Here is a 22,842-nt window from a genome sequence, read left to right on the forward strand (position 1 = left end):
TAGCCGCGCTGCTCAAGAACCGCTTTGCGCCCGCCGCTCCGTGAACGGCGACAACACCACTGTCGCCAGCATGAAGATCACGGAAGCGCCGAACACCCAGTGCGGCGCGCTCTGGTCCATGATCCAGCCGAACAGCAGCGGGCTGACGATACCGCCGAGATTGAATCCGGTGGAGACGATGCCGAAGGCGCGGCCCGCCGCGCCCGCGGGCGCTGCATTGCGCACCAGCATGTCACGCGAGGGCGCGATCACGCCGGAGAGGAAGCCCGCGGCCGTCATCGCGGCGGTGAGAGCCCAGCCCGGCAGCGTGACGAGCGCGATCAGCAGCACGATCGCCGCGTTCGCGGCAAAGCAGGCTGCCGCAACGTAGCCGTGGCGCTCGGTGTGGTCGGCAAGAAAACCGCCCGCGAGCACGCCGACGGCACCGGCCGCGAGAAATGCCGTCAACGCGACGTTGGCGGCAGAGTAGGACGCACCGTAACCGCTCATCAGCGCCACCACGCCGAAATTGTTGATGCCGGCAACCGACAGGCTGAGCAGCATGAAGAGTGCGGTCAGCGTGATCAGAGCCGGCGTGATCACGGCCTGCTTCGGGGCGTTCTCGTTGCCGGGCTTGTTCTTGTGCGCGCCGGCGTCGGGAATGTTCATGGCGACCAGCAGCAGTGCCACCACCAGGCCGATCGCGCCCGATGCGATCAGCGCGCCGCTGCCGCCGGACACGGTGACCAGCGCCGCAACGATCGCCGGCGCCACCGCACCGCCGAAATAGCCGGCAAAGGTGTGAATCGAAAACGCGCGGCCCATCCGCGCCTCGTCCATGTGTTCGGCCAGGATCGCGTAATCGGCGGGGTGATAGACGCTGTTGGCGAGCCCGAGCAGCACGGCGCAGGCGATCAGCGAGGTGTAGCTCAGATGCAGGCCGAGCAGGATCAGCGCGCAGCCGCCGAGCGCGAGCCCGATCAGCAGAATTTTGCGCGCGCCAAAATGGTCGACGAGATAGCCGGTCGGCGCCTGCGTCAGGCCGGATACAACGGCGAACACGGTGAGCGCGAAGCCGAGCTCGATATAGCCGACGCCGAGCTGGCTCTTCAGGAACGGGAACAGCATCGGCAGGACCAGCAGATGAAAATGGCTGACCCAATGCGCGATCGAGATCCCGGTCAGCGTGCGTAGCGCGCTGTCCGCCTTGCCTTGTTGCGGTGCGGCGAGAACGTCGACCATTGCAGTACCGTTTCACTCCCTGAGGGAGCGCAAACTATCGGGGACAGCGGTTATTTGTCCATGAACGCAGGCGCATGGCAGGTAGCGAGGCCGGGGCTCTATCCTGCGTCGTCGCGGCGAAGGCCGCAGTAGTGCAGGCGGGCTGCATCCCCAATGTCGTCCTGGCGAAGGCAAGGACCCATACCGCGTGATCCCTCGATCGTGATCGGTCGTAGTACCGAACGACGATCCTCCGCCAATCGACTCCCTGGGGTAATGGGTCCTGGCTTTCGCCAGGACGACGGCTGAGTAGGTTGTGCGGGCGTGCGTTCAAGACGCCCTCCGCCCTCCGCCGGTCACAACGGCTCATCATCCGGGCCGTAGCGATCACGCTTCGGCGTGGCGATGTCGCCGTCTTCGTGATCGTCGTCGGTGTCGCGTGGGGGCGGAGGCTTCTTCGCCTTGTCGTCCGGCTTCTTCGGCTCGCTTGGCTTGGCGATCTTGGCCATGGCTGTTCCCGGATGGTGATGCGTCATCCGCTTCTAGCCCGAAAATATGGGCGGTTCCTGACTTATCTCAAGCCCGTGACGGACCGTCAGACCCGCACCACCGGTCCGCCCGCCTTCTTCCAGGCATCGATGCCCCCGGCGATGTGTGCTGTGTTGGTAAGCCCGGCTTCCTTGGCCGCCGCCACCGCCATCGCCGAGCGTTCGCCGAAAGCGCAGAAGAACACCACGCGGCGGCCGGTGGCGGCCGCGACCTCGCGCAACATGCCGCCGGGCTTCAGGCTCTCCTCAACGCTCGGATAGGGCGTATGCAGCGCGCCCTCGAGCATGCCGTGCTTGGCGCGCTCGTTGCTCTCGCGCAGATCGACCAGCAGCATGTCCGGTCGGCCGAGCGAACGGATCGCCTCGACCGCGCTGAGCGCGCGGCCCTCTTTCTCAAGCTCCTCCTGATGCAGGCCGACATGCATATTGGCGGGCACCGCCACATCCATCATCTTCGGATTGGGCAGCTTCAGGTTCGCCATCAGCTCGATATATTCGTCGACCGAACGCACCTGGAGCCGCGGATTGTAGCGCTTCTCCTCGCCAATGGTGGAAACGGTGTCACCCTTGTAGTCGTGCGCCGGGAATACCATCGTCTCCTCCGGCAGCTTGAGCAGGCGATTGAAGATCGACTCGTACTGCGCGCGCGAAGAGCCGTTCTGGAAATCGGTGCGGCCAGTGCCGCGGATCAGAAGCGTGTCCCCGGTGAAGACGCGGTCGCCCATCAGGTAGGAATAGGAATCGTCGGTGTGGCCGGGCGTGTACATCACGTCGAGCGACAGGCCCTCGATCGTCACCTTGTCGCCGTCGGCAACCCGCATCGCTACCACGTCGGCTTTGCTCTGGTCGCCCATGATGGTCATGCAATGGGTGCGGTCGCGCAATTCGCTGAGCCCGGTGACGTGGTCGGCATGCAGATGGGTGTCGACGGCCTTCACCAGCTTGAGGTCGAGCTCGCGCAGCAGCTGGCAGTAGCGGTCGACCTTTTCCAGCACGGGATCGAGAATCAGCGCCTCGCCGCCGGCGCGGCTCGCCAGGACGTAGCTGTAGGTGCCCGAGACGCTGTCAAAGAGTTGGCGGAAGATCATGGCGAGACCCGGCGTGAAGTGATTCCGGTTTCTACTACGCCACGGGTCAAAAAGAGAAGCAAGTCACTGTGTGGAGAGGAAAATAGGGAATATTATTTTACGTAGTTGGGGCTTGGTCCCGGCCATCCACGGCCGGCCAAGCGGCTCGAAGAACGTGGATGCCCGGGACAAGCCCGGGCATGACGACCTCTTGTGAATGCTCATATGTGATTGCCCTCCGGATGAAGAGGAGGGCTCAGGGCCTCACCACCGTATACCCATTCTCTGCCAGGAACAGGATCTGCCCGACCCCGACCTGCACCGGCGTGGCCGCGGGAATGAAGTCCGGCCGTTTTCCCGTCTCCCGCTCGATCGTGTCGACGGTGTTGAGGCAGATGTCGAAGCGCACGCCCTGTGCGATCAGGCTTTCGACCTGTTTGCGACGGTCACTGCCGGTGTGCAGGAGGTCGATGCCGGGGCCGAACGCCACGACCTCGATCGCGACCTTGTCGGGGTCGTAGAACTTCAGGAGATTGTTGGCGACGCTCAGCACCAGCGCCTGCTTCTTCACATCGCTGTCGGAGAGCTGGAGCACGATCTTGTGCTCCGCGAACGGTTTGTCCTGGAGCGGCACCTGCTGGGCCGAAGCCGGCGCTATTGCCGCACAGGCGAACAGCGCCAGCATCATCGCTCGAAAGATTTGCGAACGTGTCATCCCTGTCCCGCAATGCCTGGATTATCGTCGACGCCCTTCAACGTGACGCCGGAGCCGAGCCGCTCCGGCATCATCCGGCCCGAGCGCAGATATTTGCCGACGACATCCCACACTGGCGCGCCCTGCTGGCCGTTGACCGACGCCCAGCCCGCGACCTTGTATCGATGGTTTGCGTTGAGCACCTTGCCGTTGCCGAGCTTCAGCTCCGAAATGCGGCCGCCGATCGCGGCCGTCGGCGTGCAGGTGTAGGCAAGCCCGCCGGCGCGCACCATGTCGCCGCCCTGCTGGTAATAGGGATCGGGATTGAAGAGGTTGTCGCAGATGTCCTCGAGCACGTCCTTGATCTGGCTGCCGGTCATCTCCTGCACATAGGTCTCGGGATAAGCGATCGCGGTTTCCGCGAGCACGTCCTCCATGGTCAGTGGCTGGCCGGCCAGCGTGGTGACGCCCCAGCGGAAGCCCGGCGACAGCGCGAGTTCGGCATCGAGCTCGCTGCGCAGCGCGGTGCAGATCAGCTCGTCGACGGGTCCGGAAAAATTGCCGCGGCGATAGAGCAGTCGGTCGGGCGTTGCGATTTTCTCCGACCAGTCGGTCACGTACGGCGCGCGCAGCCGGCCGATCAGCTCGGCCATCGCCGGATCGGGCTTGAGCAGCTCGGAATAGACCGGCAGCAGATGATAGCGGATATCGCGGACCTTGCCCTTGTCGAGGGCGAGATCGAGCACACCTAAGAATTTTCCGTTGGAGCCGGCATTGGTGACGAGCGTGGTGCCGCCCGCGTTCTTCACCGCGATCGGTTGCGGGACGGCGTCATGGGTATGGCCGCCGAGGATGACGTCGATGCCGGTGACCCGGCTCGCGAGCTTGAGGTCGACATCCATGCCGTTATGCGACAGCAGGATGATGGCATCGACCTTGTCGTGTCCGCGCAACGCGTCGACATGCTTCTGCAATTCCTCCTCGCGGATGCCGAAGGTCCAGTCCGGCGTGAACCGCTTTGGATGCGCAATCGGCACGTAAGGAAAGGCCTGGCCGACGATGGCGACGCGGTGGCCGCCGAGCTCCTTGATCGTCGACGGCCTGAACACACGGCCCGTCGCCTTGTCGAAGGCTTGGGCGTCGTTGAAGGCGGCTTCTTCGGTCAGGAAGACGTTTTGCGCCAGGAACTCGCCCTTGAAGCGCTCAAGATTGTCACGCAGCGCCTGCTCGCCATAGGTGAATTCCCAATGCCCGGTCATCGCCTCGATGCCGAGCAAATTGGCGACCTCGACCATGTCGCGGCCTTGCATGATGTTGGCGAGCCCAGTGCCCTGCCAGAGATCGCCGCCGTCAACGAGCAGGGAGTGCTTCTCGCCGGCGTCGCCGCGGAGACGGTCGACCAGCGTCTTCAGGTGGGCAAAGCCGCCGAGCTTGCCGAAGCGGCCTGCGGACTTCTCGAACTCGAAGCAGGTGAAGGCATAGGCATCCGCGCTGTCGGGCCGGATGCCGAAGTGCTCCAGGAAGGCGCGGCCGACCAGGTGCGGCGGCCGTCCCGCCATCTCGCCGATGCCGATATTGACGCTGGGCTCGCGGAAATAGACCGGATTGAGCTGCGCATGCGTGTCGGTGATGTGCAGGATCCGCGCGTCGCCGAAGCGCTCTATGTCGTAGATGCTCGCAGCTTCAGCGCCGCGGGCAAGCCGCGGCAGTCCGGCCGAGACGGCGGCAACGCCCACACTCTTCAGGAAATCGCGGCGGCGGATGGCCATCTCGAATTCTCCGCGCCCCTCAATGATCGCAAGACCGTTCCACTAAGGAACAGTCTAGCGGATTTCCATCGTCTTCCAGGCCTCTTTTTCAGACGTAGCCTGGAAGATCGACGCCTTTGCCAGCGCCTCGGCCTCCTTCGCCGCGGCAAATGCGCGGTCGAAATCGCCGCCGTCGGCTGCCTTCTTCGCCGCGGCGAGCGTCGAGACGGTCGTGGTCCACTGGTGGCGCAAGCCGGCTGCCTCCTTTGAGGCGGTTTCCGCGGCGGCATAGGCCGCCTTGTAGTCCGCCTCGGTTGCCGCGCGCGCCGCTGGCGCGAGGCTCAACGCGAGCAGCATGGCGAGAGGAAGTGACCGCTTCATGGCCGCGCTCCCGGGCCGGAAATCGGCAGGCCGTTGGCGACGTAAGAGAGGAAATATTCGACGTCGCGATACTCGTCCGCCTGCGGCTCCAGCGGAACTGCGCGGGTCTGGCTGTTGCAGGTGACGAAGCGGCGGCTGGTGGTGCCCATGCCGCTCCATTCCGAGCGGTAGATCGGCAATGCGTTCAGGATGCCGAGCGCCGGCGCCAGGACTTCCGCACGGATGCGCTCACCCGGGCTCTGCACATGGCAGCTCGCGCAGGAGAAATTCATCTGGCCGCGGCGGGTGTAGAAATAGCGCTTGCCGTTCTCGAACGCCGCGAGTGCCCGGGGATCGTCGGGAATCCTGATGTCCATCGGCTTGCCGCGCGAGGTGAAGGCCATGTAGGCGGTGAGCGAGGCCATCTCGTCCTTGACGTAGGAGTAGAGCGCTTCGCCATTGGCTTCGCGGCAGCGATTAAGCGCGAGCTCCAGCGTGACGACCTTGCCTTCCTTCTCGTCGAAATAAGGATAGTTCTGGCGAATGCCGATGCCGCCGTTCGGGAAGCAGTCGGCATAGGTCTTGCCGTTCCTGAACGGGGTGGAAAACATCTCCTTGCCGGCATCGAGCGCGAACTCGTAGGGCGGGAATTCTTCCTTTTCCTGCCACTGCCGCTTCATGTCCTCGTTCATGGAATAAGGACCGTTGACGAAATCCTCGTGCTTCACGTTCGGAAACTTCTGGAAGAAGAAGTTCTGGAACGCCTTGGCATCGGCAACGGGATCGACCTTGTCGGCCGCGATCACGCGGGGAGACGCAAGGGCGAACGCGGCAAGCGCGGCGCACACCGAGCCAAGCAGGAGGGCAGACCGGGCCTTCATCACGAAATCTTCGCGGTGGTCGTATCCGACGCACCCTTGTTGTCGGTCCAGGAGATCTTGAGGTCGTCGCCCTTCTTGGCCCCCCTGAAGCTGAACTTGACGTAGGGGTCCTTGGAGACGGCCGGGCCCCAGTCGGCGACGAAGACGTCCTTGCCGTTGTATTCGAACTTCAGCTCCTGGATGAAGTGCGCCGGGATGATCTCGCCCTTGGCGTCCTTGACGAAGCCGGAATCCATCGGGTGTTGGATCAGCGCCTGCACCTCGGTGATGTCGCCGTTGGACGTCGCGCGCACGCGAATGGTCGATGCCATCGATTTGTCCTCCTAGCCGCCGCAGCCGCCGACGGTGACTTTCACTTCCTTGGTCGCGCTATAGAGCTTGCCGTCGGCCTCGACGATTGCGACCACGTTGGTGGTCTTGGCCATCTTCAGGCGGTTGGCGACGCTCGGCACCGTGCCGTCCGGGATCTTGTAGGACGCCGCCAGCGCGTTCGGGTTCTCGGCCACGAAGAACGAGATCGAGGTCACCTTGTCCAGCGTGGTCGTCACGGAGATCGGCACGACGCCGCCGTTCTCGGCGATCTCGGGCGCATCGAGCTTGACCTTATCGGACGGCTCTGCGGTCTTGCCATACAGCGCCTTGATCGCGTCGGCTTCGCTCTTCTGCTTGAACGCCTCTTCCGGATATTTGTCGTTGGCCGCGGCGCGCGCAGGCGCGGCGCCGAACGGCAAATTGCCGAGGCCGAGCAGCGCGACGGAGACCGCGCCCTGAAGGATCAGGCGCCGCGTCGCGAGAGGGCCGGTGAATGTGGTCATCTGAGCTCTCCTGGCGTGCCGGCCGTCTCATAGGGTTTGCAGGAAATCAACGATCGCGTTGATCTCCTGGTCGGTCAAAATCCGGTTCCGGCCGAACGGCGGCATCATGGACTGCGGGTTACGCTTGGTCTCGTCGAACAGGATCGCGACCAGCTCGTTGCGGTCGGGGTATTTCGCCTTGATGTCCTTCAGTTCCGGCCCGATCGTTCCCGGCAGGTCGCCGCCCTTGATGACGTGGCAGGTCAGGCAATTGCCCTTGCCGCGGTCAAAGGCGAGTTTTTGACCGTCGGTCGCAGCGGACTGCGCCCGCACCGGGCTCGCGGCGAGGCCGGCGACAACGGCCAGCATGACAAACAGAGGCTTCCGGGAAAGGGCGGTCAAGGCATCATTCCGAGGCGTTATGTCGATGATTCCGTTTGTAGAAATATAGCGTTCCAAAGCACAAAGGGCATCGCCTGACAATCAAGACTATGCACGCGACAAAATGGAGTTAATATCTTCCGCATTGCAACTGAAGAGATTATTTGTTCGGGGATTCGGCCCATGGGCGCGGGCCGGCGATTTTGGAGCGTTCGGGCGCTCATTCTGTTTTGATCTCGTTCTCCATTTTTCAGGGGACCTCAATTGGCTGACTATGTCGTTGAATTTGGCAGGGACGGCGGGCGGGTCGAGCCGGACGGGCGACTCGATGCGCCGGCATTTCACCGCAACTACGAGCCGATCTGGGCGGCGCTGGAAAAGCATCTCGCCGGGATGTCAGGCGACGTGGTCGAGGTCGGCAGCGGAACCGGCCAGCATGTGGTCCATTTCGCCCGCCATACGCCCGGCCTGATCTGGTGGCCGAGCGACCTCAACCAGCGGCACCTCAAGAGCATCGAGGCCTGGCGCGTGCATTCGGGCCTGCCAAACATCCGCGCTCCCTTGCGGATCGATCTCTCCGATCCCGACTGGTGTCCGGAGATGAAGAAAGGGCAGGGGCCGACAAGTCTTGCGGCCGTGTTCTGCGCCAATGTCATCCACATCGCGCCCTGGGACGTGGCCGAGGGTCTATTCGCCGGCGCCGGCCGCTATTTGCGGGCTGACGGCAAGCTGTTCCTCTACGGCCCGTTCAAGCGCGACGGCAAGCACACCGCGCTCAGCAATGCCGTGTTCGACACCTCCTTGCGCGAAGGAAATCCCGATTGGGGCGTGCGCGACGCCGGCGACGTCGAGAAGCTGGCCAAAGGCGCAGGCCTTGGCCTGGTCGATGCGATCGAGATGCCTGCGAACAATCTCGTGCTGGTGTTCGCGCGGGGCTAAGGGGCGGCTGACTTAGGTCTGAGTGCACGCCACGAAGGAGGTGCGCCCCCTCCCTCGCTTGCGGGGGAGGGTTGGGGAGAGGGTGCTTCCACAATCGAGAACCGCCAAGAGGAGAGAGCCCTCACCCGGCGCTTCGCGCCGACCTCTCCCGCAAGCGGGAGAGGTGAGCGGTGCCTTTGGTTTGCACCGACCTAATCAACGCCCGTCAGCTCTCGCCGTCCCGCCAGCCGATCCGGTCCTTCAGGAACTCATAGCCGAGCACTTCGAAGCCGGCGCGCTCCTTGTTGTCCTTGCCGTAGCCGTGGCCGCCCGCCGCCGGCTCGTAGAACCAGGCCTCGTAGCCCATCGCCTGGAGCTTTGCGGCCATCTTGCGCGCATGGCCGGGATGGACGCGGTCGTCGCGCCGCGTGGTGGCGATCAGGATCGGCGGATAGGGCTGGCCGGGTTTTGCGTTGTGATAGGCGGAATAGGTCTTCAGCCAGTCCCACTCCTCGGCCTTGTCGGGATCGCCATATTCCGCAATCCAGCTCGCGCCCGCGAGCAGCTTCGTGTAGCGGCGCATGTCGATCAGCGGGATGGTGCAGAACAGCGCGCCGAAACGCTCCGGGTATCGCACCAGCATGTTGGTGATCAGGATGCCGCCGTTCGATCCGCCTTGTGCCGCGATGCGCCTCGGCTGCGTGACGCCGCGGCGGACGAGATCGGCGGCAACGGCCGCGAAGTCGTCGTGCGACAGCTTCTTGCCGGCGAGCCGGCCGGCATCATGCCAGCGCGTGCCGAACTCGCCGCCGCCGCGCAAATTCGCCTGCACAACGGTGCCGCCGCGCTCCAGCCACAGCTTGCCGAGCGAGGCATTGTAGTACGGCTTCACCGAGAGTCCGAAGCCGCCATAGGCGGTCATATAGACCGGCGCATCACCGGTCTCGCCCGCGGGGCCGGTCTGGACATAGGGTATGCGCTCGCCGTCGATCGAGATCGCCTCGTGCTGCGTCACCACGAGACCATCGGCGCTGAACGTCTTTGGCGCCTGCTTCAGCACGGTCGGGCTTTCGACACCATGCTCGATCAGCATCAGCGACGGCGGCGTGAGCGGGTCCTGCACATTGGCAAGCAGGTCGCCATTGCTCTCGGACGGATGACGATCGAGCGGCCAGATATCGACGACGCCGATGTCGGGAAGGCCGCCGAGTATCTCCCGGCTCCAGCCTGTGACGGATGGCGTGCAGATCTCGAATCGCGGCCTTAGCTCGTCGAGGATCGAGAGCACCAGCTTGCCCGCGGTCCAGAACAAGCCTTGCAAGGCGCGCCGTGGTCCGGGCTCGAACAGGAGCGTGAAGTCGCGGCTGCCTGAAAGAAAAGCCGATAGCGAAATGCCGAGCACGGCGTCAGCGGAATAGGTTCGCCCCTCGATCGACCAGGCCTCGCGCAGCTTCATCGCGAACCAGTCGCCATGTGCTTGCATCCAGATACTGGTCGGCAGGTCGAGCTTCGTTATGGTGCCGGCCGCATCGCGCAGCCAGATGCCGTAGTTGAAGAAGTCGATCTGGTCGGTGATCCACGCGCGCGGCTTCGCTCCGGTGTCGTCGGTGCCGCCATAGATCACCATATGATCGACAGTGGTCTCGAAGATCATTTCGGCCCGATCCACAGGCTGGCCACGCCGCCACAGCCGAACGGTCCTCGAATATCCGGAGCTCGTGATCATGTCCTCGCCATGGGCGCTGGACAGCAGCAGCGTGTCCGGATCGAGCCAGTCGACGCTGCCCTTGGCTTCCGGCAGCGTAAAGCCGTTGGCAACAAAGCTCCGCGTGTCGACGTCGAATTCCCGCAAGGTGACGGCGTCGCTGCCACCACGCGACAGGCTCAAGATGGTCCGCGAATGTCCCGGCAGTGAGCTGATCGAGCTCAGCAGCCAGTCTTCGCCCCCGCTCGCCGCGAGCTGGTCGATATCCAGTACGATCTCCCAGGCCGGGCTGGCTTTTCGAAACTCCGCCAGCGTGGTTCGCCGCCACAGGCCGCGCGGGTTGGTGGCGTCCTTCCAGAGATTGTGAACATGCGCGCCGCGCCGGCTGACATAGGGGATGTTGTCGGGGCGATCGTAGATCGCGGCGAGCGTCTCGCGGTCGCGTTCGAAAGCCTTCCCGCCGAATTTGTCGAGCGTCACGCGATTTTGCCGCTCGACGAAATCGAGCGCGCGCGGGCCCTCGATCTCCTCCAGCCAGAGCCAGGGATCATCGTCGGGCTTGCTAAGCGTAGGCCTGTCGTCGATGGACATGATACAAACTCCGGAAGATCGCGGCGGGATAGGATTTGATCGAGCGCAAGCCGTCAAGAGCGCGCCGCGTTATCATCCGTCCGATTGCGTCAGAGGCATGGCCTGCGCCCGTTTGCGCCGGTTGCCCACCCTCCCGCGCCTCTCCATAGTGCCGGGAATCAACAAGGCCCCTCAGGCGGAAATGCCGATGCTTGACGTGACTTCAATCGACGAAATCGCTGCCGATGCCCGCGTGCGTACCAATCTGGTGCGCCTTGCGGCGGCCCAGGCGCTGACCGGCGCCAACTCGGCGGTGATCTTCGCCACCGGCGCGATCGTCGGCGCCACGCTCGCGCCCGACATGTCGTTCGCGACCGTGCCGATATCGATGTATGTGGTGGGCTTGGCCGCCGGCACGCTGCCGACTGGCGCGATCTCGCGCCGCTTCGGCCGCCGCGCCGCCTTCGTCATCGGCACCGGCTGCGGCACGCTGACCGGCCTGCTCGGCTCGTTTGCGATCCTGCACGCCTCGTTCGCGCTGTTCTGTCTCGCGACCTTCCTCGGCGGTCTCTATGGCGCGGTGGCGCAATCCTATCGCTTCGCGGCCGCCGACGGCGCCAGCGCGGCGTACCGGCCGAAGGCGGTGTCGTGGGTGATGGCCGGCGGTGTATTTGCCGGCGTGCTCGGTCCGCAGCTCGTGCAATGGACCATGGACGTCTGGTCGCCTTACCTGTTCGCGTTCAGCTTCCTGGTGCAGGCGGCGGTGGCGCTGGTCGCGATGGGCATCGTCGCCGGCGTCGACATGCCGAAGCCGGCGCCCGCCGATCTCCATGGCGGCCGGCCGCTGCTCACGATCGTGACTCAGCCGCGCTTTATCGCGGCGGCGCTGTGCGGCGTGATCTCCTATCCCATGATGAACCTGGTGATGACCTCGGCGCCGCTCGCCATGAAGCTGTGCGGCCTCAGCGTCAGCGATTCCAATTTCGGCATTCAATGGCACATCGTCGCCATGTACGGGCCGAGCTTCTTCACGGGCGCGCTGATCGCCCGTTTCGGCGCACCGAAGATCGTCGCCGCCGGCCTGCTGCTCGAAGCCGGCGGCGCCACGATCGGTCTCTCCGGCATCACCGCGATGCACTTCTGGGCCACGCTGATCGTGCTGGGTGTGGGATGGAATTTTTCCTTCATCGGTGCCTCCGCGCTGGTGCTGGAGACGCACCGGCCGCAGGAGCGCAACAAGGTGCAGGCCTTCAACGATGTCCTGGTGTTCGGCATGATGGCAATCGGCTCGTTCTCGTCCGGCCAGTTGCTCGCCAGTTACGGCTGGTCCGCCGTGAACATGGTGGTGTTCCCGCCGGTGCTGCTCGGCCTCGCCGTGCTCTCGCTCGTCTCCTATGCGCGCCGCCGCAAGGTGCGGCTGGAAGCCGCGATGGGCGAGTTCCCGGACGCGATCTGACTGGCAGGAGGCTGTCAGCGGCGTCGATACTTCGATCTCTGCCGAAGTGCTTTTCTTGTAAGGGTTGCTTAGATGCCGTCTTGGCCGGGCTAAACCGAAGTTTTCGCTTGGGAAGTGTGCAAGGGATTGATCCGACTCGATAAGTTGACGGTCGGTGTTTTCAATTACTGGACACGCAGCGGGTCAAGATCGAGCAGCTTGAACGCGGCCTCCTGGACGGAGGTTGGTGTGGAATGGAGCATGAAGCGATGCTTGGTGTGAAGGGGCACGCGCATCGTGTTTCGGACCAGCGTGCCGAGATGGGCGATGAGCGCATCGAAGCTCATGACGTGATGGCCGTCGGCTGATCGCTTTGTTGCCTTCTTGGCCTTCGCCGCCTCAGATGGTTCGGTCTTGGCGACGGGAGAGGTCCGTTCTCCCCGGGCGGCCTCAAGGTCGGTGTCGTGGAACAACAGCGGCGCCAAGGCTTCTCGCAGGTGCCATTCGACGTGATAGGCCAGCATGCACAGGAAGACATGGGCCCGCACGTGCTGTGCCGTCCAGTGGCGGATCGGCCGTATTTCGAGATCGATGGTTTTCATGGACCGGAAGCTGCGTTCGACTCGCGACAGGTCCTTGTAGGCCTGAACCGCCTCTGCAGCGTCGAGATGCCCAGCGGGTATGCTGGTTCGGATGACGTAGATGCCGTCGAGGCGAGCCTCTTCCTCGATCTGCTCGATCCGTCGCTGCCATGAGAGATAGCCATCGGCCACTTCGACGTCGAAGTGCTTGGCCATCTTCTTGCGGTCCAAAACCGCACCAACCGCGATGCCGATCTGGGCGGAACTGCGCAACGCAGAGTGTTTGCGCTGGACCTGCGCTTGAACGCGGGCAAGTTCGTGCTCGGTCGCGGCCAGCAGATCCTCGCGTTTGCGCGCTCGTTCGGCTGCCAGATCGCGATTGCGACAGACGATCAGCCGCTCGCCTGGGAACAGGTCAGGGGCGCTGATTTCGGCGAGATCGCGGTCATCGAACAGCGACAGCTGCAGCGGCCCGTTCTCCGCCGCCAAAGCCTGGATCGCCGGCGCGCGCAGGCAGGTGATCCAATCGACGCCCGCCGGCTTGAGATCATCGCGGATGCGTGCCGAGGTGATCATTCCCCGATCCCCGACCAACACCATACGGCTGATCCCGAAGCGATCCTTGATCTTTTGGACTTGAGAACTCAGCGTCTTCGGATCGGCCGTGTTGCCGTCGAAGACTTCAACCGCAATCGGCAGCCCCTCACGCGTACAGAGCAGCCCGTAGACAATCTGCGGCCGGTCGCCCCGGTGATCGCGGCTATGGCCATAGCGCGCCAGCGGACAGCAGCGGCCCTCAAAGTAGGACGAGCTGACGTCGTAGAGCACCAGCACGCCGTCCTGGAGATGTCGCCGCGCCAAGCCGGTCTCGATCCGCGCCTGGCGCTCGACCAGCCAATCGAGCGCCTCATAGGCCTCGCGCTCCTTCACCTTGCCCAGGCGCAGAACCGATCCGAGGCTGGAGATTGCCGTCTCCTGATCCACCGCCCGTACAAAGCCAAGCTTCGAGCGTGGCGCAATCAACCGATCAACGATCATGGCTACCACCAGATCGTAATGGCGTCGCGATGCCTCATCCTTCGTCGTGCTTAAAATCAGCCGATCCAGTGCAATTCTGCGGATCGTCCCGAGCGCCGCTGCAACATGGCCGTGAGGCAGTGAGCGCTCGATTTGAATCTCGTCCGGTCCGGTGCCAATCACCGTGCCGCCCTTGAGCAGAGCCTTCAGTCCGCCAATCAAATCCACCGGCAGCTTGCTCAGATTGGCCAAGGTCCGCTTCTGCGCGCGGCCATGCTCGTCGCGATACGCCTCCCGCAACAGCACCGCAGGCGGCGAGCCTCGATTGGGAATCGTCTCGATGAACATTCCCAAATCGAATCACATCTCGACTGATTTGGGAATCCCCGTTACATGGATACAAACTGCAAACTACTCTCCGCCCATCCGCCCGAAAGGATTCGTCTTTCAGGTCAAACCAAGCGCAAACTTCGGGCTAAAGCGCGAAGCGCGTCTTCAGATGCCCCGGCTATCCACGTCCGAGGCGCACGGATCGAAGAACGTGGATGCCCGGGACAAGCCCGGGCATGACGGAGTAAGCGGCATGCTCGACAATCCTCAACGTCCCACGATCGACGAATCCTCGCTCCGCTACCAAGGCTGGCGCATCGTCGCGGTCTGCTTTTTGCTGGCGACCTTCGGTTGGGGCCTCGGCTTCTATGGCCAGAGCGTCTACGTCGCCGAGCTCCAGCGCGCGCACGGCTGGTCGGCCTCGCTGATTTCCTCGGGCACGACGTTCTTCTATCTGTTCGGCGCGCTGCTCGTCGTCTTCGTCGGCGAGGCCGTCAACAAGTATGGGCCGCGGCTCGGCCTGATCGCGGGCACGCTGGCGATGTCAGCCGCCGCGGTTGCGATCGGCGCGGTGCGCGAGCCCTGGCAGCTTTATCTGGCGAATGCCGTGCTCGCGTTCGGCTGGGCCGGCACCAGCCTTGCGATGATCACCAACACGATCAGCCTGTGGTTCGACCAGAAGCGCGGCATGGCGATCAGCCTGGCGCTCAACGGCGCAAGTTTCGGCGGCATCGTCGGCGTGCCGCTGCTGGTGACCTTGATCGGTCATGTCGGCTTCGCCAGCGCGATGTTTACCGTCGCCGGCGCCATGCTGGTGCTGCTGGTGCCGGTGATCCTGATCGTCGTCGGCCGGCCGCCTGATCTCCATGGCTGGCGTGGAACAGAGAAACCGAAGCCGCAATCGTCGGCGCAGATCCGCAAGCACGCAATGCGCGATGTCGGCTTCCTCACCGTGACGACCGCGTTCGCGCTGGTGCTGTTCGCGCAGGTCGGCTTCATCGTGCACCTGATCTCGTTCCTCGATCCCGTGATAGGCCGCGAGCGTGCGGCTGTCGCGGTGGCGGTGCTGACGGCGATGGCCGTGGTCGGCCGCGTGCTGTTCTCGATGGTGATCGACCGGCTCAATCAACGCCTTGCTTCCGCGCTGTCGTTCCTGAGCCAGGCGGCTGCGCTGTGCGTCGTCATCAACCTGCACAACGACTATGTGCTGATCGCGGCCTGCGCGGTGTTCGGCTTCTCGGTCGGCAACCTCATCACGCTGCCGTCGCTGATCGTGCAGCAGGAGTTCGATTCCGCCTCGTTCGGCGTGCTGATCAGCCTCAACACCGCGATCAACCAGGTGACTTACGCGTTCGGGCCCGGCGTGGTCGGCATCCTGCGAGATTTCTCCGGCGGCTATTCGCTGCCGTTCTACCTCTGCATCGCATTGGAAATAGTGGCGGCGGCGCTGATTATGGTGCGCGGCTCGCGCGTTCGAACGTCGTAGGGTGGGCAAAGGCGCGTAGCGGCGTGCCCACCGCCTCACTCTCTACTCGCCGAAGAGTTGGTGGGCACGCTTCGCTTTGCCCACCCTACGGCATCACGCCTCTCGCTGCCTCAACAGATCCTCAAGGTCCAGCCGCTTCGTGACCATCGCAAGCTTCCCGTCCGCCCCAAACGGCCATTGCTCCCTGGGACGGTCCCGATAGAGCTCGACGCCGTTCTCGTCGGGATCGCGCAAATACAGCGCTTCGCTGACACCGTGGTCGCTGGCGCCGTCGAGCGCAATGCCGGCCGACAGCACGCGATGCAGCGCGTCCGCCAGCGCCGGCCGCGTCGGATACAGGATCGCGGTGTGATAGAGCCCGGTCGTGCCCGGCGGCGGCGGTGAGCCGCCTTTGCTTTCCCAGGTGTTGAGCCCGATGTGGTGATGATAGCCGCCGGCCGAGATGAAGGCCGCACCGGAGCCCATGCGCTGCATCAGCTCGAAGCCGAGGACACCGCAATAGAAGCCGAGCGCACGATCGAGATCGGCGACCTTGAGGTGAACGTGGCCGATCCTGGTACCGGCATTGACCGCTGGATTCTGCGACATGTGAGTGCTCCGTTGACGAGGTCCACATAGGCGGGGCTTCGGGACGGCGCCATGAGCGATCCTGGAAACCCAGCGTTTCCGGATGAGCAACTGCGCATCCGGTTGAGCAATCAAGCGAGGTCCGACACCTCGCCCTCTGGCAGCCCGAACTCGAACGTGTTCAGCGTCATCGACACCAGCGTGTAGTAGCCGCACAGTCCGATCACTTCGACCACGCCGCGCTCGCCAAGCACGTTCACCGCGTCGTCATAGAGGCCCTTCTCGACACCATGGCCCTCATGCAGCGACTTCGCCACATCGTAGATCATCTTGCCCTTGGCATCGTCGAATTCCGGCGTGCGGCGGTCGCGGATCGCGTCGATGATCTCCTCCTTCATGCCGCCCTGGAGCGCCAGACGCTTATGCGCATACCATTCGTAATGCGCAGTCCAGTGCCGCGCCGTCACCAGGATCGCGATCTCCGAGAGCTTGGCAGGAAATACCGTATCGAAGCGCAAGACCTCGCCGAGCCGAGTGGCGTGACGGGCCATCTCCGGGCTGCTGAGCCAGGCCATCATCGGCGCCGGCGGCTTGCCGCGTTTACCGGCAATGGACTCGTCATAGGTCTGCCGCTGGCTGTCGTTCATTTCGCCAGGCGAAAGTAGTTTCAGGCGCATTCTCGTTTCCTCTTTATTTTCAAGCCTCGCCGCGGAGGCGACTATAGCCCAATGCGGCTCGGCATGCGCGGCGGCTGCTGCGGAAGTGGTTGAATTCCGCGGGGCGATGGCTCAGAGTCGCCGGCAACAAGTCGATTTGATTGATGGAAACGACCCATGACAGATTCTAGAGCGGGCGACTCTGAGACCGCCGATCTCGAAGCATTCCAGGTAGAGACTCGCGCCTGGCTCGAGGCCAATTGCGCGCCGGAGATGCGCAAGCCCGTGCCATCGGACGCCGACGTGTTCTGGGGCGGACGCAACGCAAAATTCTCGTCCGAGCCGCAGCGGATCTGGTTCGAGCGCATGCGCGACAAGGGCTGGACCGTGCCGGATTGGCCGAAGGAATATGGCGGCGGCGGCCTCAGCGCAGCCGAGCACAAGATGCTGCGTGCGGAGATGGGGAAGATCGGCGCGCGGCCGCCGCTGTCGAGCTTCGGCATCTGGATGCTCGGGCCGGCGCTGCTGAAGTACGGCAACGAGGCGCAGAAGAAGGAGCATCTGCCGAAGATCGCGGCGGGCCTGATCCGCTGGTGCCAAGGCTATTCCGAGCCGAACGCCGGCTCCGATCTCGCCTCGCTCCAGACCCGCGCCGAGAGCGACGGCGACGATTTCGTCATCACCGGCCAGAAGATCTGGACAAGTTACGCGAATTACGCCGACTGGATCTTCTGCCTGGTGCGCACCGATCCGGCGGCGAAAAAGCACGACGGCATCAGCTTCATCCTGTTCGACATGGCGTCGAAAGGCGTGACCACCAAGCCGATCCTCTTGATCTCCGGCTATTCGCCGTTCTGCGAAACCTTCTTCGACAACGTCCGCGTGCCGAAGTCGCATGTCGTCGGCACCGTCAATCGCGGCTGGGACGTCGCAAAATATCTGCTCCAGCACGAGCGCGCGATGATCTCCGGCATGGGCGAGCGCGGCGTCGGCCGTCCGCTCGGCCAGATCGCGGCCGACTCGGTCGGCACCGACGCGCAAGGCCGCTTGGACGATGCGATGCTGCGCGGCCAGATCGCCAGCTTCGACGTCGACGAAGCCGCGCTCGCAGCCTGTGCCGAGCGCGCCGTCGATCTCGCCAAGGCCGGGCAGGCGCACCCGGCGTTCTCCTCGGCGATGAAATATTACGGCACCGAGCTCAACAAGCGCCGCTACGAGATCCTGATGTCGGCCGGCGGCGTCGACGCGCTGGAATGGGAGAGCGAACGCTCCAGGCACGGCGCACGTCCGCGCGCCTGGCTGCGCACCAAGGCCAACTCGATCGAGGGCGGCACGAGCGAGGTGATGCTCGGCATCGTCGCCAAGCGCATCCTCGATCTGCCGGGGGCGTAATTTCACGTCGTTCCGGGGCGCGCGACAGCGCGAACCCGGAACCTCGAGATTCCGGGTTCGCGTCTTCGACGCGCCCCGGAATGACATCAACAAATTGTATTTCGCCAGACGCTAGAGACTTGCACCATGGCCCTCGTCCTCACCGAAGAACAATCGATGCTCCGCGACAGCGCGCGCGGGCTGATCAGCGACAAGGCGCCGGTGTCGCATCTGCGCCACTTGCGCGATTCCAAGGATCCGACCGGCTTCTCCAAGGAATTCTGGCATTCCTTCGCCGAGATGGGCTTCGCCGGCCTGCTGGTGCCGGAAGAGTTCGGCGGCAGCGGTCTCGGCTTCGTCGAGGCCGGCGTCGTGGTGGAGGAGATCGGCCGCACGCTGATGCCGTCGCCGTTCCTCGCCACCAGCGTGGTGGCGGCGTCGGCACTGAACCGCGGCGGCAACGCGGCGCAGAAGTCGGAATATTTGCCGAAGATCTCCAACGGCTCGCTGCTCGCGACGCTCGCAGTTGACGAAGGCGCAAAGCACCGTCCGCTCAAGACCAGCCTCCAGGCCGTGCGCGCCGGCAACGGCTTCAAGCTGAGCGGTGCCAAAGCCCTCGTTGTTGACGGCCACGTCGCCGATCTTCTCATCGTCGCCGCGCGCACCGCTGGCTCGGCCGGCGAGCGCGATGGGTTGACGCTGTTCCTGGTCAATCCCAAGACCAGGGGCGTTGCGGTCGAGCGCACAATCATGGTCGACGCGCACAATGCGGCGCGGATCGAGTTCGCCAATGTCGAGGTCAATGCCGACAGCGTGCTCGGCGAGGTCGATCAGGGTGCTGCGCTACTGGATGGCGTGCTCGACATCGGCCGCGGCGGCGTGGCCTCCGAAATGGTGGGCCTCAGCGAAGAGGTGTTCAACCGCACCGTCGAGTACCTGAAGAACCGCAAGCAGTTCGGCAAGCTGATCGGCGAATTCCAGGCGCTCCAGCACCGCGCCGCCGAACTCTATGTCGACATCGAGATCACCCGCGCTGCCGTGATGAAGGCGCTCCAGGCGCTCGATACGGATGTCGCCAAGGCCGCATCGGCCGTCGCGGTGGCAAAAGCCCGCGCCGGCACCACCGCCACCCGCGCGGTGCAGGAAGGCGTGCAGATGCATGGCGGCATGGGCATGACCGACCAGTTCGATATCGGCTTCTTCATGAAGCGCGCGCGGGTTTGTGAGGAACTGTTCGGCGATACGAACTACCACACCGAGCAGCTCGCCCGGGGGCGGGGGTATTGAGGCGGGGGGCGACGCGCGACTGAGGTCGTCATGGCCGGGCTTGTCCCGGCCATCCACGTTCTTTCGGTGCTGCAAAACGTGGATGCCCGGGACAAGCCCGGGCATGACGATTGAGAGCGTGGCTGCGCTCGAAGCTTATTACCGCACCGGCGGCGCGTACTGCACGCCACCTGCATTCCAGAGCTGGTTCATGCCGCGCGGGATCTTCAGCTTGGACTTCTCGCCGATGTTGCGCTCGTACATCTCGCCGTAATTGCCGACGTTGCGGATGATGCGGACGACCCAGTCCTTGGTGAGGCCGAGCTGCTCGCCGTAATTGCCTTCGGTGCCGACCAGCCGCATCACCTCGGGCTTCTTCGACTTCAAGGCATCGTCGATGTTCTCCGAGCTGACGCCGAGCTCTTCCGCGTTGATCATCGCATAAAGCGTCCACTTCACGATCATCATCCAGTCGTCGTCGCGCTGGCGCACGACGGGCGCGAGCGGCTCCTTGGAGATCATGTCCGGCAGGATCATGTGGTCGCCGGGCTTGCCGAGGTTCAGCCGCAGCGCATAGAGCTGGGAGACGTCGGCAGTGAGCGTATCGCACTTGCCGGTGTCGTAGGCCTTCACGACGTCATCCAGCTTGTCGAACTTCACCTCTTCATACTTCATGTTGTTGGCACGGAAGTAGTCGGCGACGTTGAGTGCCGTGGTGGTTCCCGACTGCACGCAAACCTTGCTGCCGGTCAGGTCCAGCGCGGTCTCCTTGTTGCGCGAGCGCGGCAGCATGAAGCCCGCGCCGTCGTAATAGGCCACCGCCGGGAAATAGAGGTCGTAGTCGAGTTCGCGCGCCATGCTCCAGGTCGAGTTGCGCGAGAGGATGTCCACCTTGCGGCTCTGCAATTCCTTGAAGCGCTCGCTGGCGTCGAGCGGCACGAATTTGGCCTTGGCCGGATCGTTGAAGATCGCGGCGGCCACCGCGCGGCAGAAATCGACGTCGAAACCGGTCCAGTTGCCCTTGTCGTCGGGGATCGAGAAGCCCGGCAGGCCCTTGTTGACGCCGCACAGCACCTCGCCGCGGCGGACGGTGCGCTTCAGCGTGCGGGTGTCGTAGAACTCATAGATCACCGCCAGGACGCCGACCAGCACGGCAACCGCGAGCCCGATCAGCAGGCCGCCTCGAAATGTGCGCATCATGTTGCTCTCTCGAAAATATCGGGAAAAGGAATTTGGGCGAGGGCGGGAAGCATGATCCGGAAAAGTGCGAAGCGGTTTTCCGAAAAGATCATGCTCAAACGATAACCCTTACAGTTCAGGCTTCTGCCGCACCACGACCTTGGTGCCGACCGGAACGCGGTCATAGAGATCGGCGACGTCGTTGTTGACCAGCCGGAAACAGCCTGAGGAGACCTTGGTGCCGATCGTATCGGGACGGTTGGTGCCGTGGATGCGATAGACGGTGGTGCCGAGATACATGGCGCGGGCGCCGAGCGGATTGCCGGGGCCGCCGGCCATGAAGCGCGGCAGATAGGGCTGGCGCTGGATCATCTCCGGCGGGGGCGTCCAGTCCGGCCATTCCGCCTTCTTGGCGATGTTCAGCAGACCCTGCCACTGAAAGCCGTCACGGCCGACGCCGATGCCGTAGCGGATCGCGCGTCCGCCGGGCTGCACCAGATAGAGGTGGCGCTCGGAAGTTGAGATGATGATGGTGCCTGGCGGCTCCGTCGTGCGGAAGTAAACCACCTGCTTCTGCCATTCCGGATCGAGCTCATAGGCGTCGTCAGCCACCAGACCGGGCTCGTCGCCGCGGTCAGGCTGCTGGGCGACGGCCTGGGGCGCAGACAGGATCAGGCCGATCGCGGCCAAAAACATCCCCGTCAGACGACGAAAATCCGTCATTTCAAGCTCTCCCCGCTGCCACTGCGCAAATCATCCGGAACCATCTGAACTCAGGGGCAGCTTCGTGGCAAGTTGATGGCGCGCCCGGCTGGTATGTCACGAGAATACTTTGGTTTTTTGACGGGACCGGGCAATGCCACAAACAGGGGATGGCGCGAAAAGCACAGATTGTCGCCGCGGTGGCAGTGCGCTCCCTCTCCCGCTTGCGGGAGTGGGGAGAGGGTATCTCCGCAGCGAGACTCCCCCAGAGGAGAGAGCCCTCACCCGGCGCTGCGCGCCGACCTCTCCCGCAAGCGGGAGAGGTTGAGGGAGTGCGCGGCCACTTCACGTGCGCCAACAGGCATCCTGTCATATCTGGTTATTCTCCGGCGCGGTCCCGAGGCGCCGGACGATTTCGGCGCCGACGGCGCGCGCCTCGTTCCGCGAGCCAATACGGGGACTGCGGAATTTCTGCCCGGACCGCAATCGGATCACGACGATGCAGTGCTCGTCCTCGGATCGGCCCCGGCGCTCCACCGTGATCGCCTGCACGTCGTGGCCCTCGATATGGTCCGCACGCGGCGTGCCGTCCCCCCATAAACGTTCCACGCGGATGTCCCCTTGCCGGATGATCCAGAAGGCGCCGGTCACGAGATTGGCGTATCGGTGAACGGCGAACGCGGCGATCGCGCTGATCGGCAACAGCATGATGTCGATCGAGCTGGGCGACAGACCACGCCAGAGCTTGTAGGCGTAGGGCACGACCGAGAGCCCGACAACGATCAAGGCCGCGATCCGAACGTCCCGTGCGGAAAACGGCTCGAGGGGTTCGCCGAGATGCATCTCGGGATTGCTGGCATCGAGCGGATTGACCGGTGCTTCGACATTGGGAACGCCAAGCTGCGCAGCGATCCGGGCAACCGTTTCGCGGACATGCGTGACGTCGGAGATGGGCGGGGACGTCAGGCGCTCGCCCGAAGCGAGTGTGAAGGCCAGATTGAAGCGGGTCTTGGATGTCTTGCTTCGCTGCACCTGTAGTCCCGCGATGTCGTCTCTCGCAACGATCCTGGTGCGGAGCCGCCCGAACGGACGCTGTTGCCCGATCAGGATCTCGTCCGGCGTGATGATCCACACCACCGCCGGTGCAAGCATGACGGCGCCGACGAACGCTGCGCCCACCAGGAGCGCGAGCACCGAGATGCTCACCTCCAGGGTATCGTGCGTGAACAGGCCCGGCGTGAAGCAGAGCGAAACGGCCGCGGCAAAGCCGGCCATGACCAGCCGCTGCACGATCGAGGAGCCTTCACGAAGGCGAATTTCGTTGCTGGGGGTCGCGTCGACCATTTCGGGGCGGCTGATTGCGTCGGTGCGAAACTCCACGGACGG

22 protein-coding genes are annotated in these 22,842 nt (G+C 64.1%); 5 read left to right on the forward strand and 17 right to left on the reverse strand.

Going from position 1 to position 22,842, the window contains the following annotated elements; all coding sequences use genetic code 11:
* Nucleotides 1-12: 12 nt before the first annotated feature.
* The 10 genes from IVB18_RS01915 to soxX all read right to left on the reverse strand — a co-directional run bounded on the left by IVB18_RS01915 (nucleotide 13) and on the right by soxX (nucleotide 7,694).
* Nucleotides 13-1,221 carry an MFS transporter gene (locus tag IVB18_RS01915; RefSeq protein ID WP_247987659.1) on the reverse strand — a complete coding sequence of 403 codons (1,209 nt, stop codon included), beginning with the start codon at nucleotides 1,219-1,221 and terminating at the stop codon, nucleotides 13-15.
* A 335-nt stretch (nucleotides 1,222-1,556) separates the two neighbouring features.
* A complete protein-coding gene (locus IVB18_RS01920) occupies nucleotides 1,557-1,709 on the reverse strand; it encodes a hypothetical protein (RefSeq protein WP_247987660.1) in 153 nt (50 codons plus the stop codon).
* A gap of 86 nt (nucleotides 1,710-1,795) precedes the next feature.
* Nucleotides 1,796-2,836: an MBL fold metallo-hydrolase gene (locus tag IVB18_RS01925; protein WP_247987661.1), complete on the reverse strand. Its 1,041-nt coding sequence runs from the start codon at nucleotides 2,834-2,836 to the stop codon at nucleotides 1,796-1,798.
* Nucleotides 2,837-3,071: 235 nt separating this feature from the next.
* Entirely contained in the window at nucleotides 3,072-3,530 is a 459-nt protein-coding gene (locus IVB18_RS01930; RefSeq protein ID WP_247987662.1) for a hypothetical protein, read from the reverse strand.
* A complete protein-coding gene (soxB, locus tag IVB18_RS01935; RefSeq protein ID WP_247987663.1) occupies nucleotides 3,527-5,278 on the reverse strand; it encodes a thiosulfohydrolase SoxB in 1,752 nt (583 codons plus the stop codon). The genes IVB18_RS01930 and soxB overlap by 4 nt, the downstream gene beginning before the upstream one ends.
* A 54-nt stretch (nucleotides 5,279-5,332) precedes the next feature.
* Nucleotides 5,333-5,638, reverse strand: a complete 306-nt coding sequence (locus IVB18_RS01940) for a hypothetical protein (protein ID WP_247987664.1) — start codon at nucleotides 5,636-5,638, stop codon at nucleotides 5,333-5,335.
* A complete protein-coding gene (soxA, locus tag IVB18_RS01945) occupies nucleotides 5,635-6,498 on the reverse strand; it encodes a sulfur oxidation c-type cytochrome SoxA (RefSeq protein ID WP_247987665.1) in 864 nt (287 codons plus the stop codon). The genes IVB18_RS01940 and soxA overlap by 4 nt, the downstream gene beginning before the upstream one ends.
* Nucleotides 6,498-6,809, reverse strand: coding sequence for a thiosulfate oxidation carrier complex protein SoxZ (soxZ, locus tag IVB18_RS01950; RefSeq protein WP_247987666.1), 312 nt, complete (start codon nucleotides 6,807-6,809; stop codon nucleotides 6,498-6,500). The genes soxA and soxZ overlap by 1 nt, the downstream gene beginning before the upstream one ends.
* Nucleotides 6,810-6,821: 12 nt before the next feature.
* The gene (soxY, locus tag IVB18_RS01955) at nucleotides 6,822-7,313 is read right to left on the reverse strand and encodes a thiosulfate oxidation carrier protein SoxY (RefSeq protein ID WP_247987667.1); all 492 of its coding nucleotides are present in this window, start codon (nucleotides 7,311-7,313) and stop codon (nucleotides 6,822-6,824) included.
* Nucleotides 7,314-7,340: 27 nt separating this feature from the next.
* A complete protein-coding gene (gene soxX / locus IVB18_RS01960; protein ID WP_247991940.1) occupies nucleotides 7,341-7,694 on the reverse strand; it encodes a sulfur oxidation c-type cytochrome SoxX in 354 nt (117 codons plus the stop codon).
* A gap of 243 nt (nucleotides 7,695-7,937) precedes the next feature.
* On the opposite strand from soxX, the gene IVB18_RS01965 reads away from it, so the two are divergent.
* Complete coding sequence (locus IVB18_RS01965) at nucleotides 7,938-8,612, forward strand: DUF938 domain-containing protein (RefSeq protein WP_247987668.1); 675 nt, start codon at nucleotides 7,938-7,940, stop codon at nucleotides 8,610-8,612.
* Between the two features lie 205 nt (nucleotides 8,613-8,817).
* Here IVB18_RS01965 and IVB18_RS01970 read toward each other — a convergent pair whose 3' ends face one another.
* Entirely contained in the window at nucleotides 8,818-10,887 is a 2,070-nt protein-coding gene (locus IVB18_RS01970) for a prolyl oligopeptidase family serine peptidase (protein ID WP_247987669.1), read from the reverse strand.
* A gap of 187 nt (nucleotides 10,888-11,074) precedes the next feature.
* Between IVB18_RS01970 and IVB18_RS01975 the strand changes: the two genes are divergently transcribed.
* On the forward strand, nucleotides 11,075-12,322 hold the full coding sequence (locus IVB18_RS01975) for an MFS transporter (RefSeq protein WP_247987670.1): 1,248 nt from the start codon (nucleotides 11,075-11,077) through the stop codon (nucleotides 12,320-12,322).
* Between the two features lie 164 nt (nucleotides 12,323-12,486).
* On the opposite strand, the gene IVB18_RS01980 is transcribed toward IVB18_RS01975, so the two are convergent.
* Nucleotides 12,487-14,247 carry an IS1634 family transposase gene (locus tag IVB18_RS01980; RefSeq protein ID WP_247983291.1) on the reverse strand — a complete coding sequence of 587 codons (1,761 nt, stop codon included), beginning with the start codon at nucleotides 14,245-14,247 and terminating at the stop codon, nucleotides 12,487-12,489.
* Nucleotides 14,248-14,482: 235 nt separating this feature from the next.
* On the opposite strand from IVB18_RS01980, the gene IVB18_RS01985 reads away from it, so the two are divergent.
* A complete protein-coding gene (locus tag IVB18_RS01985; protein WP_247987671.1) occupies nucleotides 14,483-15,715 on the forward strand; it encodes an MFS transporter in 1,233 nt (410 codons plus the stop codon).
* Nucleotides 15,716-15,808: 93 nt separating this feature from the next.
* Here IVB18_RS01985 and IVB18_RS01990 read toward each other — a convergent pair whose 3' ends face one another.
* Together IVB18_RS01990 and IVB18_RS01995 are read right to left on the reverse strand one after the other, a co-directional pair.
* Nucleotides 15,809-16,303 (reverse strand): VOC family protein, encoded by a 495-nt coding sequence (locus IVB18_RS01990; RefSeq protein WP_247987672.1) that lies wholly within the window; start codon nucleotides 16,301-16,303, stop codon nucleotides 15,809-15,811.
* Between the two features lie 110 nt (nucleotides 16,304-16,413).
* A complete protein-coding gene (locus IVB18_RS01995) occupies nucleotides 16,414-16,959 on the reverse strand; it encodes a carboxymuconolactone decarboxylase family protein (protein ID WP_247987673.1) in 546 nt (181 codons plus the stop codon).
* 156 nt (nucleotides 16,960-17,115) lie between these two features.
* On the opposite strand from IVB18_RS01995, the gene IVB18_RS02000 reads away from it, so the two are divergent.
* Nucleotides 17,116-18,330: an acyl-CoA dehydrogenase family protein gene (locus tag IVB18_RS02000; protein ID WP_247987674.1), complete on the forward strand. Its 1,215-nt coding sequence runs from the start codon at nucleotides 17,116-17,118 to the stop codon at nucleotides 18,328-18,330.
* A 126-nt stretch (nucleotides 18,331-18,456) separates the two neighbouring features.
* Nucleotides 18,457-19,596, forward strand: a complete 1,140-nt coding sequence (locus tag IVB18_RS02005; RefSeq protein ID WP_247987675.1) for an acyl-CoA dehydrogenase family protein — start codon at nucleotides 18,457-18,459, stop codon at nucleotides 19,594-19,596.
* A 138-nt stretch (nucleotides 19,597-19,734) separates the two neighbouring features.
* On the opposite strand, the gene IVB18_RS02010 is transcribed toward IVB18_RS02005, so the two are convergent.
* From IVB18_RS02010 to IVB18_RS02020, 3 genes are all read right to left on the reverse strand, one after another.
* The gene (locus tag IVB18_RS02010; protein ID WP_247991941.1) at nucleotides 19,735-20,772 is read right to left on the reverse strand and encodes an amino acid ABC transporter substrate-binding protein; all 1,038 of its coding nucleotides are present in this window, start codon (nucleotides 20,770-20,772) and stop codon (nucleotides 19,735-19,737) included.
* Nucleotides 20,773-20,883: 111 nt separating this feature from the next.
* On the reverse strand, nucleotides 20,884-21,477 hold the full coding sequence (locus IVB18_RS02015; RefSeq protein WP_247987676.1) for a L,D-transpeptidase: 594 nt from the start codon (nucleotides 21,475-21,477) through the stop codon (nucleotides 20,884-20,886).
* 348 nt (nucleotides 21,478-21,825) lie between these two features.
* Nucleotides 21,826-22,800, reverse strand: coding sequence for a hypothetical protein (locus IVB18_RS02020; protein ID WP_247991942.1), 975 nt, complete (start codon nucleotides 22,798-22,800; stop codon nucleotides 21,826-21,828).
* Nucleotides 22,801-22,842 lie beyond the last annotated feature (42 nt).

Origin of the sequence: Bradyrhizobium sp. 186, assembly GCF_023101685.1 — a bacterium.
GTDB lineage: Bacteria > Pseudomonadota > Alphaproteobacteria > Rhizobiales > Xanthobacteraceae > Bradyrhizobium.